This window comes from Rahnella woolbedingensis (assembly GCF_003602095.1).
Lineage (GTDB): Bacteria > Pseudomonadota > Gammaproteobacteria > Enterobacterales > Enterobacteriaceae > Rahnella > Rahnella woolbedingensis.
On the sequence record NZ_RAHH01000003.1, the window covers coordinates 210151 to 226655 of the forward strand.

The 16505-nt window shown below is 53.1% G+C and carries 12 protein-coding genes; 6 read left to right on the forward strand and 6 right to left on the reverse strand.

Annotation, left to right across the window (positions count from 1 at the left end; translation table 11 throughout):
• Positions 1-286 precede the first annotated feature (286 nt).
• A complete protein-coding gene (gene cspD, locus D6C13_RS03390; RefSeq protein WP_120131429.1) occupies positions 287-508 on the reverse strand; it encodes a cold shock-like protein CspD in 222 nt (73 codons plus the stop codon).
• A gap of 393 nt (positions 509-901) precedes the next feature.
• On the opposite strand from cspD, the gene clpS reads away from it, so the two are divergent.
• Both clpS and clpA read left to right on the forward strand, forming a co-directional pair.
• Entirely contained in the window at positions 902-1222 is a 321-nt protein-coding gene (clpS, locus tag D6C13_RS03395) for an ATP-dependent Clp protease adapter ClpS (protein WP_013574769.1), read from the forward strand.
• Between the two features lie 27 nt (positions 1223-1249).
• Positions 1250-3532, forward strand: coding sequence for an ATP-dependent Clp protease ATP-binding subunit ClpA (gene clpA, locus D6C13_RS03400; RefSeq protein WP_120131430.1), 2283 nt, complete (start codon positions 1250-1252; stop codon positions 3530-3532).
• Positions 3533-3762: 230 nt separating this feature from the next.
• Here the strand turns inward: clpA and infA are convergent, their stop codons facing one another.
• The 5 genes from infA to trxB form a co-directional block, all read right to left on the reverse strand.
• On the reverse strand, positions 3763-3981 hold the full coding sequence (gene infA, locus D6C13_RS03405; RefSeq protein ID WP_002211347.1) for a translation initiation factor IF-1: 219 nt from the start codon (positions 3979-3981) through the stop codon (positions 3763-3765).
• A gap of 93 nt (positions 3982-4074) precedes the next feature.
• On the reverse strand, positions 4075-4809 hold the full coding sequence (aat, locus tag D6C13_RS03410) for a leucyl/phenylalanyl-tRNA--protein transferase (protein WP_120131431.1): 735 nt from the start codon (positions 4807-4809) through the stop codon (positions 4075-4077).
• 53 nt (positions 4810-4862) lie between these two features.
• Positions 4863-6584: a heme ABC transporter ATP-binding protein/permease CydC gene (cydC, locus tag D6C13_RS03415; protein ID WP_120131432.1), complete on the reverse strand. Its 1722-nt coding sequence runs from the start codon at positions 6582-6584 to the stop codon at positions 4863-4865.
• Between the two features lie 2 nt (positions 6585-6586).
• Positions 6587-8353, reverse strand: a complete 1767-nt coding sequence (cydD, locus tag D6C13_RS03420; RefSeq protein WP_120131433.1) for a heme ABC transporter permease/ATP-binding protein CydD — start codon at positions 8351-8353, stop codon at positions 6587-6589.
• 138 nt (positions 8354-8491) lie between these two features.
• Positions 8492-9460 carry a thioredoxin-disulfide reductase gene (trxB, locus tag D6C13_RS03425; protein WP_120131434.1) on the reverse strand — a complete coding sequence of 323 codons (969 nt, stop codon included), beginning with the start codon at positions 9458-9460 and terminating at the stop codon, positions 8492-8494.
• 733 nt (positions 9461-10193) lie between these two features.
• Here trxB and lrp point away from each other — a divergent pair.
• The 4 genes from lrp (at position 10194) to D6C13_RS03445 (ending at position 16477) form a co-directional block, all read left to right on the forward strand.
• Positions 10194-10688: a leucine-responsive transcriptional regulator Lrp gene (gene lrp / locus D6C13_RS03430; protein ID WP_013574775.1), complete on the forward strand. Its 495-nt coding sequence runs from the start codon at positions 10194-10196 to the stop codon at positions 10686-10688.
• Positions 10689-10808: 120 nt separating this feature from the next.
• Positions 10809-14318: a DNA translocase FtsK 4TM domain-containing protein gene (locus tag D6C13_RS03435; RefSeq protein ID WP_120131435.1), complete on the forward strand. Its 3510-nt coding sequence runs from the start codon at positions 10809-10811 to the stop codon at positions 14316-14318.
• Positions 14319-14514: 196 nt separating this feature from the next.
• The gene (gene lolA / locus D6C13_RS03440; protein WP_120131436.1) at positions 14515-15126 is read left to right on the forward strand and encodes an outer membrane lipoprotein periplasmic chaperone LolA; all 612 of its coding nucleotides are present in this window, start codon (positions 14515-14517) and stop codon (positions 15124-15126) included.
• 7 nt (positions 15127-15133) lie between these two features.
• Positions 15134-16477, forward strand: coding sequence for a replication-associated recombination protein A (locus D6C13_RS03445; protein ID WP_120131465.1), 1344 nt, complete (start codon positions 15134-15136; stop codon positions 16475-16477).
• Positions 16478-16505: the final 28 nt, after the last annotated feature.

Here is a 16505-nt window from a genome sequence, read left to right on the forward strand (position 1 = left end):
CCTGTTATTGACTGCCGGAATTTTGTTACCGACATTTCAACAGGAGATGGATAAACGACTGTGCAACGGGGGAAAATAGGGAGAAATTGAACGTGATTTGTTGAGATTGTGTTTAGATTTGATTTTATTTATGTCATGTCTTAGCAATCGGTGTCTAAAAAATGTACTTTATTTTCGTCAAGAGGACTTGAAGCCTGAGTCATTCTCCCCCATAAATAAAAATGCCAGTCAGTGAGTGACCGGCATTTGCAGTAGACGTGTTGTTTGATACGTGACGCTGAACCGGTCAGGCGACCGCTTCACTTTCCACTGGAATAATGAGACTGGCATGATCCCCCTTTGGGCCTTCATGAACGTCGAAATTGACCTGCTGGCCGGCTTTCAGAGTCCGGTAACCCTCCATCTGGATTGTGGAGTAGTGAGCGAAGATGTCTTCACCGCCATTTTGCGGGCAAATGAAGCCAAAGCCTTTAGCGTTATTGAACCATTTAACAGTACCCGTCTGCATGCTTCTTCATCCCTCTCATGACTAGTCTGGTAGTAAATAGATAAAGCCAGTTGAGTGAGCACGAAGGCCGAAACGTAGCGGATAAGCGCCTGTTCAGGCCGGACTAATCCCCGTTCTGCTCACGAATTTACACTCTAGTGGAATAGAGTTAGACGTCAAGGAATCGGCATTTGTCGCGGGGGAGCAGATAACCAAAGTTTGAAGCAGGTAACGCTATTGACATATTTTGTTAAATTTTCATCGGCGTTATCTGTTGCACGTAAGACATTTTGTGCAGCGGCAAGGTGAGGCCAGAGATGGTAAAATACGGTAATAACAACGTGAGGCTCTGCAGAAAGCTTTCATGTTGTGTCTCTGGCTTCCAATACGATCTTCACAGGTGATGAACAGGCAATGGGCAATAATCAAGACTGGCTAAATTTTGAGCATTTGGCGGCGGATAAGCAAAAGGATGAGGTAAAACCGCCATCTATGTATAAAGTTATATTAAACAACGACGATTACACTCCAATGGAATTTGTGATTGACGTTCTGCAAAAGTTCTTTTCTTATGATATTGAACGTGCAACGCAACTGATGCTCCAGGTGCACTATAGAGGCAAAGCGATATGCGGTGTTTATACAGCCGAAGTCGCGGAAACCAAGGTCGCACACGTAAATGAGTACGCCAAGGAGAATGAGCATCCGTTGCTGTGTACGCTGGAAAAAGCCTGATTAAGGCAATCTATTTGGGAGGTGCCTATGCTCAATCAAGAACTTGAACTCAGTCTCAACATGGCTTTCGCAAGAGCCCGTGAGCACCGGCATGAGTTTATGACCGTGGAGCACCTGTTGCTGGCGTTGCTCAGCAACCCTGCTGCCCGTGAAGCGCTTGAAGCTTGTACAGTCGATCTGGTGGCGTTACGCCAGGAGCTGGAAGCCTTCATCGAGCAAACCACACCCACCTTACCTGCCAGTGAAGAGGAACGTGACACCCAGCCTACGCTGAGTTTCCAGCGCGTTCTGCAACGTGCGGTATTCCACGTGCAATCTTCTGGCCGCAGCGAAGTGTCCGGCGCCAACGTTCTGGTCGCGATTTTCAGCGAACAGGAATCTCAGGCGGCCTATCTCCTGCGCAAACATGATGTCAGCCGCCTTGATGTGGTGAACTTTATTTCGCATGGCACCCGTAAAGATGAATCGGGCAGTCAGGCGCAAAACAATGCGGAAAACCCAGTTAACGAAGAGCAGTCGGCGGGGGAAGATCGTATGGAGAACTTCACCACTAATCTTAACCAATTAGCGCGTGTAGGTGGTATTGATCCGCTGATTGGCCGTGACAAAGAACTGGAGCGCGCCATTCAGGTGCTCTGCCGTCGCCGTAAGAACAACCCGCTGCTGGTGGGCGAATCCGGCGTAGGTAAAACCGCGATTGCCGAAGGTCTGGCATGGCGAATCGAGCAGGGCGATGTGCCGGAAGTGATGGCCGACTGCACCCTGTATTCTCTGGATATCGGTTCGTTGCTGGCAGGTACTAAATACCGCGGCGATTTTGAAAAACGTTTCAAATCTCTGCTTAAGCAACTGGAGCAGGATAAGAACAGCATCCTGTTTATTGATGAAATCCACACGATCATAGGTGCCGGTGCGGCATCGGGTGGTCAGGTGGATGCGGCAAACCTCATCAAACCATTGCTGTCGAGCGGGAAAATCCGCGTGATCGGTTCCACCACGTATCAAGAATTCAGCAATATCTTTGAGAAAGACCGTGCCCTGGCACGACGTTTCCAGAAAATTGATATTACTGAGCCAAGCGTGGAAGAAACGGTTCAGATCATTAACGGCCTGAAAACCAAATACGAAGCGCATCACGATGTGCGTTACACCGCCAAAGCGGTGCGTGCGGCGGTCGAGCTGTCGGTCAAATACATCAATGACCGTCATCTGCCGGACAAAGCCATCGACGTCATCGACGAAGCGGGCGCGCGCAGCCGGTTAATGCCGGTCAGCAAACGCAAGAAAACCGTTAACGTCAGCGATATCGAAAGCGTTGTGGCGCGTATTGCCCGCATTCCGGAAAAAACCGTGTCTGCGACTGACCGCGATGTGCTGAAAAATCTGGGCGACCGTCTGAAAATGCTGGTCTTCGGACAGGATCCTGCGATTGAAGCACTGACCGAGGCGATCAAAATGAGCCGCGCCGGTCTGGGTCAGGATCATAAGCCTGTCGGTTCGTTCCTGTTCGCCGGTCCGACCGGTGTGGGTAAAACGGAAGTCACGGTTCAACTGGCGAAAGCGCTGGATATCGAACTGCTGCGCTTTGATATGTCCGAATACATGGAGCGTCACACGGTCAGTCGCTTGATCGGCGCGCCTCCGGGATATGTCGGCTTTGATCAGGGGGGGTTGCTGACGGATGCGGTCCTTAAACATCCTCACGCCGTTGTGTTGCTCGATGAAATCGAGAAGGCGCACCCGGATGTCTTCAACCTGCTGTTGCAGGTGATGGATAACGGGACGCTGACCGATAACAACGGGCGCAAAGCGGACTTCCGTAACGTGATTCTGGTGATGACTACTAACGCCGGTGTGCGTGAAACGGAACGTAAATCGATTGGTCTGGTTCATCAGGATAACAGCCCTGATGCAATGGAAGAGATCAAACGTACCTTTACGCCGGAATTCCGTAACCGTCTGGACAACGTTATCTGGTTCAACCATCTGTCTACGGACGTTATCCAGCAGGTTGTCGATAAGTTTATCGTAGAACTGCAGGCGCAGCTGGATGCGAAAGGCGTTTCTCTGGAAGTCAGCGATGAAGCTCGCGACTGGCTGACCGTGAAAGGCTATGACCGTGCGATGGGTGCGCGTCCGATGACCCGTACCGTTCAGGAAAACCTGAAGAAACCCCTCGCCAACGAACTGCTGTTTGGTTCACTGGTAGACGGCGGTTCTGTCTCTGTGGCGCTGGATAAGGCGGCTGACAAGCTCACTTATCACTTCATGAGTGCGCAGAAGAAAAAACCGGAAGGTGCGGTGCATTAATTTTCATCTGTGATGAAAAAACAAAAGGCGATGTGAAAACATCGCCTTTTTTCTTTCTGAAACGCTTTATTAATTCAGGAATTAGTGGGGGATTTCAGAAAGGGTAGTGGAGCAAATAATAGAACAAAATGCCGGATTGCGGATACCACAAAACGCCCTTGCAACAGCAGGAAGGGCGAAGAGGGTATCCTCAGGTATCGCCAGAAAATCAGCGATGAGTGAGCCGCTTATTAACGGCTACGGAAGACAATGCGGCCTTTGCTCAGGTCGTACGGGGTCAGCTCAACAGTGACTTTGTCGCCCGTCAGGATGCGGATGTAGTTCTTACGCATTTTACCGGAGATGTGAGCGGTAACTACGTGTCCGTTTTCTAATTCTACGCGGAACATAGTGTTTGGCAGCGTATCAAGTACGGTGCCTTGCATTTCAATGTTGTCTTCTTTGGCCATCGAATCCTCTAGGTCTAACTACCATAGTTTTTAACCGGCAAGATAATGCCGAAAAACCCACATTATGTAAAGAAGTATGGTCCATGACCGCACCTATTCCCTATCCTTCGGGAACACCGGCAGGTCTTCATCATGTGGGGATAAGTCTTGTGGCAACCAGCAATCCGGCGCTAACGCGCGTTGCGAAAGTTCGGATAACTGCTGCAAAAATTGGCGGCGGGGGATCTCTCTCGCACCCAGCGACGCAGTGTGAGGGTTGAGCACCTGACAGTCAATCAGTTCTCCACCATTGCGGGAAAAATGTTGGCAAAAAACCATCAGTGCGGTCTTTGAGGCGTTTTCACGACGACTGAACATCGATTCCCCGCAAAACAATCCCCCCACTGATACACCGTATAATCCGCCAACCAGTTCATTACCTTCCCAGACTTCCACCGAATGCGCGCGTCCGGCTTCGTGTAATTCCTGATAACCGCGCTGAACCAGCGGGCCAATCCAGGTTCCGTCTTCACGCTGCATCGCACACGCACGGATCACCTTTTCAAACTGCTGGTTAAGCGTGAAACGAAAAGGCATTTTGCGCATAAACCGTTTCAGGCTCTTGCTGATATGGCGTTCTTCGGGAACTAAAATCGCGCGCGGATCAGGGGACCACCAGAGGATCATTTCGCCCGGTTCAAACCAAGGAAATACCCCATGCTGATATGCAGAAAGCAGCCGTGGAGCCGTCAGATCGCCCCCGATAGCCAGCAGGCCATTTGGATCCTGCAACGCAGTGTCAGGATCGGGGAAATGAACAGAATTGGCCTCAAGCTTAACTAACCGCATAGATCTCCTTATCCGGCGGCACGCTGGCCGCCGCTGAACTGGCAACTACGACGTCAGGTGCGTGACAAAAACCGCGCGTACCGGCCCTGTGCAGCAATTAACGACGTGTGATCACCTTGCTCCACAATCTGGCCTTCTTCCATGACGCAAATTCTGTCGAAAGTTTCCAGGCCGTGCAGCCGGTGCGTCACTAAGAGTAGCGTCTTATTCTGACAATGCTTGTGCAGCAGTGCCAAAATATGTTGTTCCGTTTCGGCATCCAGCCCTTCCGTCGGTTCGTCAAGCAGCCACAGCGGCGCGTTATGCAGCAAAGCACGCGCCAGCCCGATACGGCGCTGTTCGCCCCCGGAAAGCTGACGTCCGCCTTCACCCAGCCAGGCGTTCAGGCCTTCGTTTTCCAGCAGCACATGCAAATCCACTTGTCTCAGTGCGTCCGCGATTTGCTCATCGGTGCTTTGCGGCGCGGCCATGCGCAGGTTTTCGCGCAGCGTGGTGTTAAAGACGTGCGCGCGCTGGCTGACGACGGTGATCATCTTGCGCAGTGTCGCTTCGTCGTAATCGCCAATCGCCTGACCGTTGATTTCCAGCGTGCCGCTGCTGATATCCCAGCCGCGGGTCAGCAATTGCAGCAGGGTAGATTTACCACAACCGGTCTGGCCGAGCAGGGCGATATGTTCTCCGGCACGCACATCCAGTGTGATGTCTTTCAGCACCGGCAACGGTTGTCCCGGATAGGTGAAGTTCACATTTTGCAGCGACAGACTGACGTGTTCACCGGCAATCGGACCCTGCGCCGGGAAAGTCACATCGGCAGGCTGGTCGATAATCTGGCTGACGCGCTGAGCAGACGCGATGACTTGTCCCAGATGCTGGAATGCGGCAGCGACCGGCCCCAGCGCTTCGAAGGCGGCCAGAGGAGTAAACACGAACAAAGCAATCAGCGCGCCGGGTTGGGCAATGTTACCGATCCCGCCAGCGGCGAGCCACAGCATCAGCGTGACCGTCAGGCCGGCTGCTGCAATCACCATCGCCTGCGACAAACCGGTCAGTTTTGCCTGCTGCTGCTGGCGCAACATCCAGCGACGTTCGATATCGTTCATCTGCTGGCGGAACCGCTTCTGAGCGCCAAAGACCACCAGCTCGGACTGACCCTGTAACCAGGACGTCAGTTGCATGCGGTAATCACTGCGCAGCGCCGTCAGTTCACGGCCAGCGGGTTTACCTGCACGGTAGAAAATGACCGGCAGAAGCAGCATCAGCACCAGCATGATCGCGCCGAGCGTCAGCGCCAGTTTCACGTCGAGGAAACTCAGGCCAAACGTCACCAGCAGGATCACCACCAGCGCACTCACCAGCGGAGAAATCACCCGCAGGTATAAGTGATCCAGGGTATCGACATCAGCCACCAGTCGGTTCAGCAAATCGGCCTGACGAAAACGGGTAATACCACCCGGCGACAGCGGCATGATTTTGGTGAATGTAAATACGCGCAGATGCGCCAGCACGCGAAATGTCGCATCGTGGCTGACCAGACGCTCAGCGTACCGGCCTGCGGTACGAAATATCGCGGCCCCGCGTACACCCGCGGCAGGAAGCATGTAGTTGAAACTGTATAAACCGGCGGCACCTACAACGGCAGAGGCCGCCAGGAACCAGCCGGAAAGGGTCAGCAGCCCGATGCTTGCCAGTAAAGTGACGATAGCCAGAATGACACCGAGAGACAGGCGGAACCAGTGACGGCGATACAACGCGAGATAAGGCAGAAGAGTTTTCATGATTACAGCTCCTTATTTCGCTGAGAAAGCAGGCTGGCGAAGAGGCCCTTCTGAGCCACCAGCTGCGCGAAGGTTCCGCGCTCGGCGATCAGCCCTTTATCCATCACCCAGATTTCGTCGTAGTCTCGTGTATCTTCCAGCTGATGGGTCACCAGCAGGGATGTCTGCGCTTTTGAGGCGTCGCTCAGCGCACTCATCACCCGTTTTTCGCTGTGCGCATCGAGGCTGGCGGTCGGTTCATCGAGCAGTAATAAGCTGCACGGAGAGAGCAGGGCGCGGGCCACAGCGACACGCTGCGCCTGTCCGATAGATAACCGCGCCGCGCTGTCGCCCAGTTCGGTTTCCAGCCCCAGCGGTAACAGCGGCAGGAATTCATTCACATACGCCCGCTCAAGAGCAGACTGAAGCTGCTCATCGCTGACATCCGGGTGATTAAGCAAAATGTTGGTGCGTAAGGTCTGTTCAGGCAGATGTGGATTCTGGCCGACCCAGCTCAGTTGCTGACGCCATTGTTCGTTGCGCAATGATTTCAGTTCCATCCCGCTGGCGGTAACGGAGCCCTGATAAGGCAGGAAACCGAGCAGGACGTTCAGCAATGAACTTTTACCCGCACCGCTAAGTCCGACGATGGCGATTCGTTGTCCTGCCGGAATGCTGAAGGTCAGCGGGCCAGCCAGCGTTTTGCCTTGTGGCGACTGAACGATCAGGTCGCGGGCTTCCAGTTCGACGGTCTTTCCGGCCGGGAAATCCTGGTCACCGTCGCCCATATCGGCGCTTTCAGCGCTCAGGAACGTCACCAGACTTTCTGCTGCGCCGACAGCCTGCGCTTTGGCGTGATAAAACGCGCCCAGATCACGCAGAGGCTGGAAAAACTCCGGAGCCAGTATCAGTACCAGAAAACCGGCAAACAGGGTGACAGGTGTGCCGTAGCTGCCGAAATTGAGTTCGCCGAGATAGGAAAAACCAAAGTAAACCGCGACCACCGCGATTGAGATAGAGGCGAAGAATTCAAGTACCGCAGAAGATAAAAAGGCCAGCCGCAGGACGTCCATCGTGCGGGCACGAAAATGTTCCGTTGAGCGTTTAATCTGGCCAATTTCCGCTGTACCGCGATGAAACAGGCGAAGCGTATCCAGACCGCGCAGGCTGTCGAGGAAATTACCACTCAGGCGTGCCAGCGCCACAAAGTTACGACGGTTAGCATCGGCCGCACCCATACCGACCAGGGCCATGAACAGCGGAATAAGCGGCGCGGTAACGAGAAGAATCATTCCGGCAGCCCAGTTAATCGGGAAGATGCTGACCAGGATCAGCAGAGGAATAATACCGGCAAGGGCGATTTGGGGCAGATAGCGGGAATAGTAATCCTGCATATCTTCGATTTGTTCAAGAATGATGCTCGCCCAACTGCCCGCCGGTTTGCCCCGGATCCACGCAGGTCCGAGTTTTTCCAGACGATCCAGCACCAGTTTGCGCATTTCCTGACGGATAACGCGTCCGCAGATAAAGCCCACCTGTTCACGCAGCCAGGTGACGACAGCACGCAGCACAAATGTCAGTGCCATTAACAGGAAGCTTTGCAGCAGGGCATCACGCGGTGTGTGTTCAATGATCAGGCTGTGCAGTAATCCGGCCATCAGCCAGGCCTGTGCGAGGATCAGTAAACCAGAAAGCAGACCCAGCATCATAGACAGGCGGATCCAGCCTTTAGCGCGGGAGCTTTGTTGTTTTAACCAGCGGGTAAGTTCTTGTTGTCGTGTTTTATTCATCAGGCTTCAGTCTGTGCAGCAATCCGGATGGGAGGGCGCTCATGTTACATGCTCAGACCACAAACTGAAAATAAACTGAAAATAAGAAGAAGGCGGCCATTAAGCCGCCTCGTTTAAGGGCAATTTCCGCAGGGATGCTTATAGATCCGGGGCTTGCGATAAACCGTCCAGATAGCGTTCGGCATCCAGCGCGGCCATACAACCGGTTCCGGCAGAAGTGATCGCCTGACGGTAGATATGATCCATCACATCGCCCGCAGCGAAGACGCCCGGAATGCTGGTTTGTGTCGCATTGCCATGGGAACCGGACTGCACTTTGATGTAGCCGTCTTTCAGTTCCAGCTGACCGTCGAAAATGCCGGTATTCGGGCTGTGACCGATAGCGATGAACACACCGGCTACATCCACCTGAGATTTCTCGTCAGTACGAACATCCATCAGGCTGGCGCCGGTCACACCCATCTGATCGCCGACCACTTCGTTCAGGGTTTTGTGGGTATGCAGAACAATATTGCCGCTCGCCACTTTATCGTTCAGACGGTCTACCAGGATTTTTTCTGCACGGAAACTGTCGCGACGGTGGATCAGATGCACTTCAGAGGCAATGTTCGCCAGATAAAGCGCTTCTTCAACAGCAGTATTCCCGCCGCCTACGACTGCGACTTTCTGGTTACGGTAGAAGAAACCGTCACAGGTGGCGCAGGCTGACACGCCGCGACCCTTAAATGCTTCTTCTGAAGGCAGACCGATATAACGTGCGGATGCGCCGGTGGCGATGATCAGCGCGTCACAGGTGTATTCGCCGCTGTCACCGGTGAGGCGGAACGGACGGTTCTTCAGATCGACCTTGTTGATGTGGTCGAAAATAATCTCGGTATTAAATTTGGTCGCATGTTCGTGCATACGTTCCATCAGAGCCGGACCGGTCAGACCTTCAGGATCGCCTGGCCAGTTTTCGACTTCGGTGGTTGTGGTCAGCTGACCGCCTTTTTCCACACCCGTAATCAAAACCGGATTGAGGTTGGCGCGTGCTGCATAAACAGCTGCGGTATAACCCGCCGGACCCGAACCTAAAATCAATAATTTACTGTGTTTAACCGTACTCATGCGTAATTCATCTCCGCGGTAGCGACAAGCGATAGACCGATTGTAGGGAAAACGGCGCAGTAAAAAAAGCAAACTCAGATGTTGTTAACGATTTGTCTGATAGTTTTTACAGTGAAAGACGGGTAAAAAGGTTTCCGTCCCTGATTATCAGAGAGTTAACTGTTTGATGAACAGAGTGAAAAAACAACAGCGGGGGAGTTAGCCGCTGTGGAAGTTGTTTAACAGAGTGCGGACTTTTAGTCACATTTCACGGCAGGTTGTGGGGTTTTGACTGAAATATTTCGCGCACTGAGTTGTTATTGTTCATAGATAAAAGGTAGCTAAAAAGGGGGGTTCAGCTTTTCAGGCTGGCACGTTCTTCTGATTTTGCTTCTTTTACTTTGACAATCCGCTGTGCATTTGCGAAAACATCAGGGGAAGAAGAAATTAACTGCCTGTCTGCGACTTGAAATTATGCAATTGGCTGCTACCGGACCCGTTCTGGTGTCGCTTTTATGCGTTTTTGTTGCTGCAGGGTTTAGTGAATCTGGTTGGTTGTATGCAATCTATTAATTTCACAGGGTTATTTCTTTTGAGTATCCGTTTCATGGCCGTGTTCCTTTTGACAGGGGATCAACGCGGCTTTTGGATGCGTAAACCTTAATAATCGGGTCTTCGCTTGGGACAACCCTTAGACATTGAAGTTGGCTGGGGTATGGCAGGTGCAGGGAAGGACAGCAGAGAGACAATAATAATGGTAGACAACAAAAAGCGTCCGGGAAAAGATCTCGACCGTATTGACCGTAACATCCTCAACGAATTGCAAAAGGATGGCCGGATTTCAAACGTCGAGCTTTCCAAACGTGTGGGATTATCTCCAACTCCATGTCTGGAGCGCGTTCGTCGTCTGGAACGTCAGGGCTTCATCAATGGTTATACCGCATTGCTTAACCCGCATTATCTGGATGCCTCGTTGCTGGTGTTTGTTGAGATTACCCTCAACCGTGGCGCGCCGGATGTGTTTGAGCAATTTAACGCGGCAGTACAAAAACTCGAAGATATTCAGGAGTGTCACTTGGTTTCAGGGGACTTCGACTACTTATTGAAAACCCGCGTACCTGATATGTCCGCCTACCGTAAACTGTTAGGTGAGACTTTACTTCGTCTTCCAGGTGTTAACGACACCCGTACCTATGTGGTCATGGAAGAAGTAAAACAAACAAATCGCCTGGTCATCAAAACCCGGTAATTGTTCAGGTGCAAAACCTTGTAATTTTAGCTACACTCCTGTGTATCTATACAGCTATGGCGCCGGGGACTCTCGGCGCTGTTGCTTTTTCTCAGTTCACAGGAACCTGGAGAGCCTTTCTTGAGCCAGGAATATACAGAAGATAAAGAAGTTACCCTTAAAAAGCTGAGCAACAGTCGCCGTCTTCTGGAGGCTTTGCTGGTGGTGGTAGCGATTTTTGCTGCTTATTTAATGGCGGCATTAGTGAGTTTTAACCCCTCTGATCCAAGCTGGTCTCAGACCGCATGGCATGGGCCAATTCACAACTGGGGCGGTGGTGTGGGTGCCTGGATGGCCGACACGCTGTTCTTCATTTTTGGCGTATTTGGTTACGCTATTCCACCTATTATTCTGTGTCTTTGCTGGGCGGCGTTTCGTCAGCGAGACAATCAGGATTTCGTCGATTATTTTGCCCTTTCGCTGCGCCTTATCGGGACGCTGGCGCTCATTGTCACGTCTTGTGGTCTGGCATCAGTCAATATTGATGACCTTTACTACTTCGCTTCAGGCGGCGTGATCGGCAGTTTGTTAAGTACCGCAATGACGCCGTATTTTAACAATGTCGGTGCGACGCTGGTGCTGTTGTGCGTATGGGCGGCCGGACTGACTCTGTTTACCGGCTGGTCATGGCTGACGATCGCCGAGAAAATTGGTGGTGCCGTGCTCGGTGTTACCAATATCGTGACCAACCGCTCCCGTCGTGACGATGATTATGAGTACGACGAGCAGGATGATCCGTTACTGGAAGACGACGAAGCGAAACCGGTGGCTAAAGTGGCTCCGGCCGTCGCAGGCGCAGCGGCAACAGCAGCGATTCCTGCCGCCGCAGTGGCTGCTGAAACAGACGACGATGACGTGCTGTTCTCTGCGCCTTCTGTGAATGAACAACCGGTGGCACCTGTGCAATCGGCTACTGCTTCTGAACCGGCAGCGCCTGTCGCTGAACCCGCTGCGGTCGCGGATCCGGCGCCAGCAGCAGATCCTTACGCTGCACAACCGCCAGTGGCTGAGATTTCACCTTATCCGTCCACGCCGGTTTCAACTGCGCCGCCGCTCTACAACTTCGAAATCCCGGAAGAGACACCTGTGCCGCGCCATCCGCAGCCAGTGCAGCAATCGCCTTCTCCTGTGCCGGTTGAGCGTAATCAGGAAGATGGTCCGAGTCTCGGGAACTGGCAAACAGCGGTCGAACCTGGGCGTTCACCGTTTGATTTCAGTTCGCCGGTACCTGACGCCGCGCAGGCCGCCAGCGTCGCGGCTACGGCTGCACTTGCTACCGGTCTGGCTCAGGCCGGGCAGTCCGCGACATCTTCTGCTGCCAATACCTTTATGCCTGCTTTCAGCGCGGTGAGTGATGAAAACCCGCAGGTGAAAAAAGGCTTTGGTCCTGAATTGCCGCGTCCAAATCCGGTGCGTATTCCAACGCGTCGCGAACTGGCATCGTATGGCATTAAACTGCCGTCTCAGCGTATGGCTGAACAGCAGGAAAATACGCAGGCAACGGCACAGCAAAATACCGGACAGGAAACCTGGCATAACGATCCTCTGGCTCAGGCCGACGAAGAAGCTATGCAGGAAGCCGCATTGCAGCAGGCGTTTGCCGCTCAGCAGCAAGAGCGTTACGGCGATGCAGCGACTGAAAATGAACCGGATGCTGAAACCGCCTTGCAGGAAGCTGAATTACGCAATGCGTTCGCTGCCCGCGAGCAGGCGCGTTATCAGCAAGAGGTTGAACCGCAAAGTGGTCTGGTTCAGCATCATCATTCGCAGCAAAATCAGGAAGAAATTTCCCATTCTGCTGCCGATGACTTTGCTGCTGCCGCGATGAAACTCAGCCAGCACGATGCTTTCAGCTTCTCGCCAATGGCCGATTTGGTGGACGATACGCCTTCAGAGCCATTGTTCACGCTGCCAGCACAAGCGGAAGAAGAACCACAGCCTGCGGCATTTGCGCAGCAGCCTTATCAGCGCGCAGCGGCTTCTGAGCCGGTGCAACATGCGCAGGAATATACGGCACCTCGCCAGTCATCGCCATCGGCGCGGCCTGATATGGACAGCCTGATCCACCCGTTCCTGATGCGTAACGAACAGCCGCTGGTGAAACCGACCACGCCGCTGCCGTCGCTGGATTTGCTGACCTCGCCTCCGGCTGAAGCTGAGCCTGTGGACGAGTTCGCGCTGGAGCAGATGGGTAACCTGATTGAAGCCCGCCTGAACGATTACCGTATCAAAGCGGATGTCGTCGGGAAACTGCCTGGTCCGGTCATTACACGTTTCGAACTGGATCTGGCGCCGGGCGTTAAAGCCGCGCGTATTTCTAACCTTTCGCGAGACCTTGCACGTTCATTGTCTGCCGTTGCAGTTCGTGTTGTGGAAGTGATCCCAGGCAAGCCTTATGTCGGTCTGGAATTGCCAAACAAAAAGCGTCAGACCGTGTATCTGCGTGAAGTGCTGGACTGTGCGAAATTCAAAGAAAGCACGTCTCCGTTGACGATTGTGCTGGGTAAAGACATTTCAGGTGAGCCGGTTATCGCCGATTTGGCGAAAATGCCTCACTTGCTGGTGGCGGGTACAACCGGTTCAGGTAAGTCCGTCGGCGTGAACGCCATGATCCTGAGTATGCTGTATAAGTCCACGCCGGAAGATGTGCGCTTCATTATGATCGACCCGAAAATGCTCGAGTTGTCGGTATATGAAGGCATTCCGCATTTGCTGACGGAAGTCGTCACAGACATGAAAGATGCAGCCAATGCGCTGCGCTGGTGTGTCGGCGAGATGGAGCGTCGCTATAAACTGATGTCGGCGCTGGGCGTGCGTAATCTGGCGGGCTATAACGAGCGAATTCTGGAAGCGGAAGCGATGGGACGTCCAATCCCTGATCCGTTCTGGAAGCCGGGCGATGGCATGGCCGCAGAGCCGCCGTATCTGCAAAAAGAACCGTTTATCGTGGTGATGGTCGATGAGTTTGCCGACCTGATGATGACCGTCGGTAAAAAAGTTGAAGAACTGATCGCGCGTCTGGCCCAGAAAGCCCGTGCTGCCGGTATACACCTGGTGCTGGCGACGCAGCGTCCTTCTGTCGATGTCATTACCGGTCTGATTAAAGCAAACATCCCGACCCGTATTGCCTTTACGGTGTCGAGTAAAATCGACTCCCGTACCATTCTGGATCAGGGCGGCGCGGAATCGCTGTTGGGGATGGGTGACATGTTGTACATGGCGCCGAACTCCTCAATTCCGGTGCGTGTTCACGGGGCGTTTGTCCGTGACCAGGAAGTGCATGCGGTGGTTCAGGACTGGAAAGCACGCGGTCGTCCGAAATACATCGAAAGCATTGTTTCCGGTGGTGACGACGGTGAGGGTGGCGGTTTAGGTCTGGACGGCGATGAAGAACTTGATGCGCTGTTCGATCAGGCCGTCGCGTTCGTGGTCGATAAACGTCGTGCTTCGATTTCAGGCGTTCAGCGGCAGTTCCGTATCGGTTACAACCGCGCGGCGCGAATCGTTGAGCAAATGGAAGCGCAGGGCATTGTCAGCACACCGGGCCATAACGGCAACCGTGAAGTACTGGCACCTCCTTCGCACGAATAAATCGGTTCTGAAATGCCGGTATTTTGTTAAGAAGGGTCGCGAATGCGGCCCTTGTGCAAAGATGCGTAAAACTATTGTTTTTCAGATGATTGAGCTACCACCGGAGCGCTGCCTCGGATAGAGTTCGCACCATACGTCTTTTGCCTGTGTAAAAGGCATCGTCTGAAGTTTATGGATTTCTGAGGTAAGTATAAGAATGAAAAAATTGTTAATGGTAGGGTGTTTACTGACCGCATTTACCTCCGCTTCCGTATTAGCGGACGCCAGCAGTGATCTCAAATCCCGTCTGGGTAAACTCAATACTTTCCACGCCAGCTTCACGCAGACCGTCACCAGTGATGACGGTGCTGCCGTTCAGCAAGGCGAAGGTCAGCTGTGGGTAAAACGTCCGAACCTGTTTAACTGGCATATGACGACGCCGGATGAAAGCATTTTGGTTTCCGACGGTAAAACCCTGTGGTTCTACAACCCGTTCGTTGAACAGGTCACGGCGACCTGGTTGAAAAACGCAACCGGCAATACGCCGTTCATGCTGATCACCCGTAACGACAGCAGCGACTGGGCCAAATACAACGTGAAGCAAAAAGGCGATGACTTTGAATTAACGCCTAAAGCCGCGACCGGCAATCTGAAACAATTCGCGATCACAGTCACGCCAACCGGCACCATCAAAAGCTTTACTGCAGTTGAGCAGGATGGTCAGAAAAGTGCTTATACCCTCAAGGGTGAGCAAAACGCTGCTGTGGATGATGCTAAATTTAAATTTACTCCACCGAAGGGTGTGACGGTGGATGACCAGCGTCAGTGAGGTTAGTTTGAGTAATCTGTCACTCGATTTTTCCCAAAACGAATTTCAGCCACTGGCCGCCCGTATGCGGCCAGTTACCCTTGCAGAATATATCGGACAGCAGCATCTTTTAGCGCCGGGCAAACCATTGCCGCGGGCGATTGAAGCAGGCCAGTTGCATTCGATGATTTTGTGGGGACCGCCGGGCACCGGGAAAACGACGCTGGCAGAACTGATTGGCCGCTATGCTGACGCCGATGTTGAGCGTATCTCGGCGGTCACATCAGGCGTGAAAGATATTCGTGAAGCGATTGAACGCGCCCGGCAGAATCGTGATGCCGGGCGTCGTACGATTTTATTCGTCGACGAAGTCCATCGCTTCAACAAAAGTCAGCAGGACGCTTTCCTGCCGCATATCGAAGACGGCACTATTACGTTCATTGGTGCGACGACAGAAAACCCTTCGTTCGAACTCAATTCTGCATTGCTTTCCCGCGCCCGTGTTTATCTGCTGAAATCACTGACAGCGGAAGATATTGAGAAAGTGATTGATCAGGCACTGACCAACGCTGAGCGCGGTTATGCCAATGAAAAAATTCGTGTTCCGCCGGAAACCCGCCGCATGCTTTCAGAGCTGGTGAATGGTGACGCGCGCCGTGCGTTGAACAGTATTGAAATGATGGCCGATATGGCTGAAATCGACGCCAAAGGTTACCGGACATTAACGCCGGAATTGCTGACGGAAATTGCCGGTGAGCGCAGTGCGCGTTTCGATAATAAAGGCGACCGTTTTTACGATTTAATCTCTGCGTTGCATAAATCGGTACGGGGTTCATCGCCTGATGCGGCACTTTACTGGTACGCCAGAATTATCACCGCCGGTGGCGATCCGCTGTATGTGGCGCGCCGTTTGCTGGCGATTGCCTCCGAAGATGTCGGCAATGCAGATCCGCGTGGCATGCAGGTGGCGCTGGCTGCCTGGGATTGTTTTACCCGTGTTGGTCCGGCGGAAGGTGAGCGGGCGATTGCCCAGGCGATTGTGTATCTGGCATGTGCGCCGAAAAGTAATGCCGTATATACCGCGTTCAAATCGGCGATGCGCGATGCGCGCGAAATGGCCGATTTCGATGTACCAGAACATCTGCGCAATGCCCCGACAAAATTGATGAAAGAAATGGGGCTGGGTGCGGAGTACCGTTACGCGCATGACGAACCGAATGCCTATGCGGCGGGCGAAGACTATTTCCCACCTGAAATGGCCCGTACGCAGTATTATTACCCGACGTCACGCGGGCTTGAAGGTAAGATCGGCGAAAAGCTGGCCTGGCTTGCAGAACAAGATCAAAATAGCCCGACAAAACGCTACCGCTAACTTTATCGTTGCGGTAAGGTTACCCGTG

Excerpts from the sequence above, each read along its gene's own strand:
- lolA (WP_120131436.1), top strand. The coding sequence starts at position 14,515 with ATGAAAAAATTGTTAATGGTAGGGTGTTTACTGACCGCATTTACCTCC.
- clpA (WP_120131430.1), top strand. The coding sequence starts at position 1,250 with ATGCTCAATCAAGAACTTGAACTCAGTCTCAACATGGCTTTCGCAAGA.
- trxB (WP_120131434.1), bottom strand. The coding sequence starts at position 9,460 with ATGAGTACGGTTAAACACAGTAAATTATTGATTTTAGGTTCGGGTCCG.
- clpS (WP_013574769.1), top strand. The coding sequence starts at position 902 with ATGGGCAATAATCAAGACTGGCTAAATTTTGAGCATTTGGCGGCGGAT.
- infA (WP_002211347.1), bottom strand. The coding sequence starts at position 3,981 with ATGGCCAAAGAAGACAACATTGAAATGCAAGGCACCGTACTTGATACG.
- aat (WP_120131431.1), bottom strand. The coding sequence starts at position 4,809 with ATGCGGTTAGTTAAGCTTGAGGCCAATTCTGTTCATTTCCCCGATCCT.
- cydC (WP_120131432.1), bottom strand. The coding sequence starts at position 6,584 with ATGAAAACTCTTCTGCCTTATCTCGCGTTGTATCGCCGTCACTGGTTC.
- lrp (WP_013574775.1), top strand. The coding sequence starts at position 10,194 with ATGGTAGACAACAAAAAGCGTCCGGGAAAAGATCTCGACCGTATTGAC.
- cydD (WP_120131433.1), bottom strand. The coding sequence starts at position 8,353 with ATGAATAAAACACGACAACAAGAACTTACCCGCTGGTTAAAACAACAA.
- cspD (WP_120131429.1), bottom strand. The coding sequence starts at position 508 with ATGCAGACGGGTACTGTTAAATGGTTCAATAACGCTAAAGGCTTTGGC.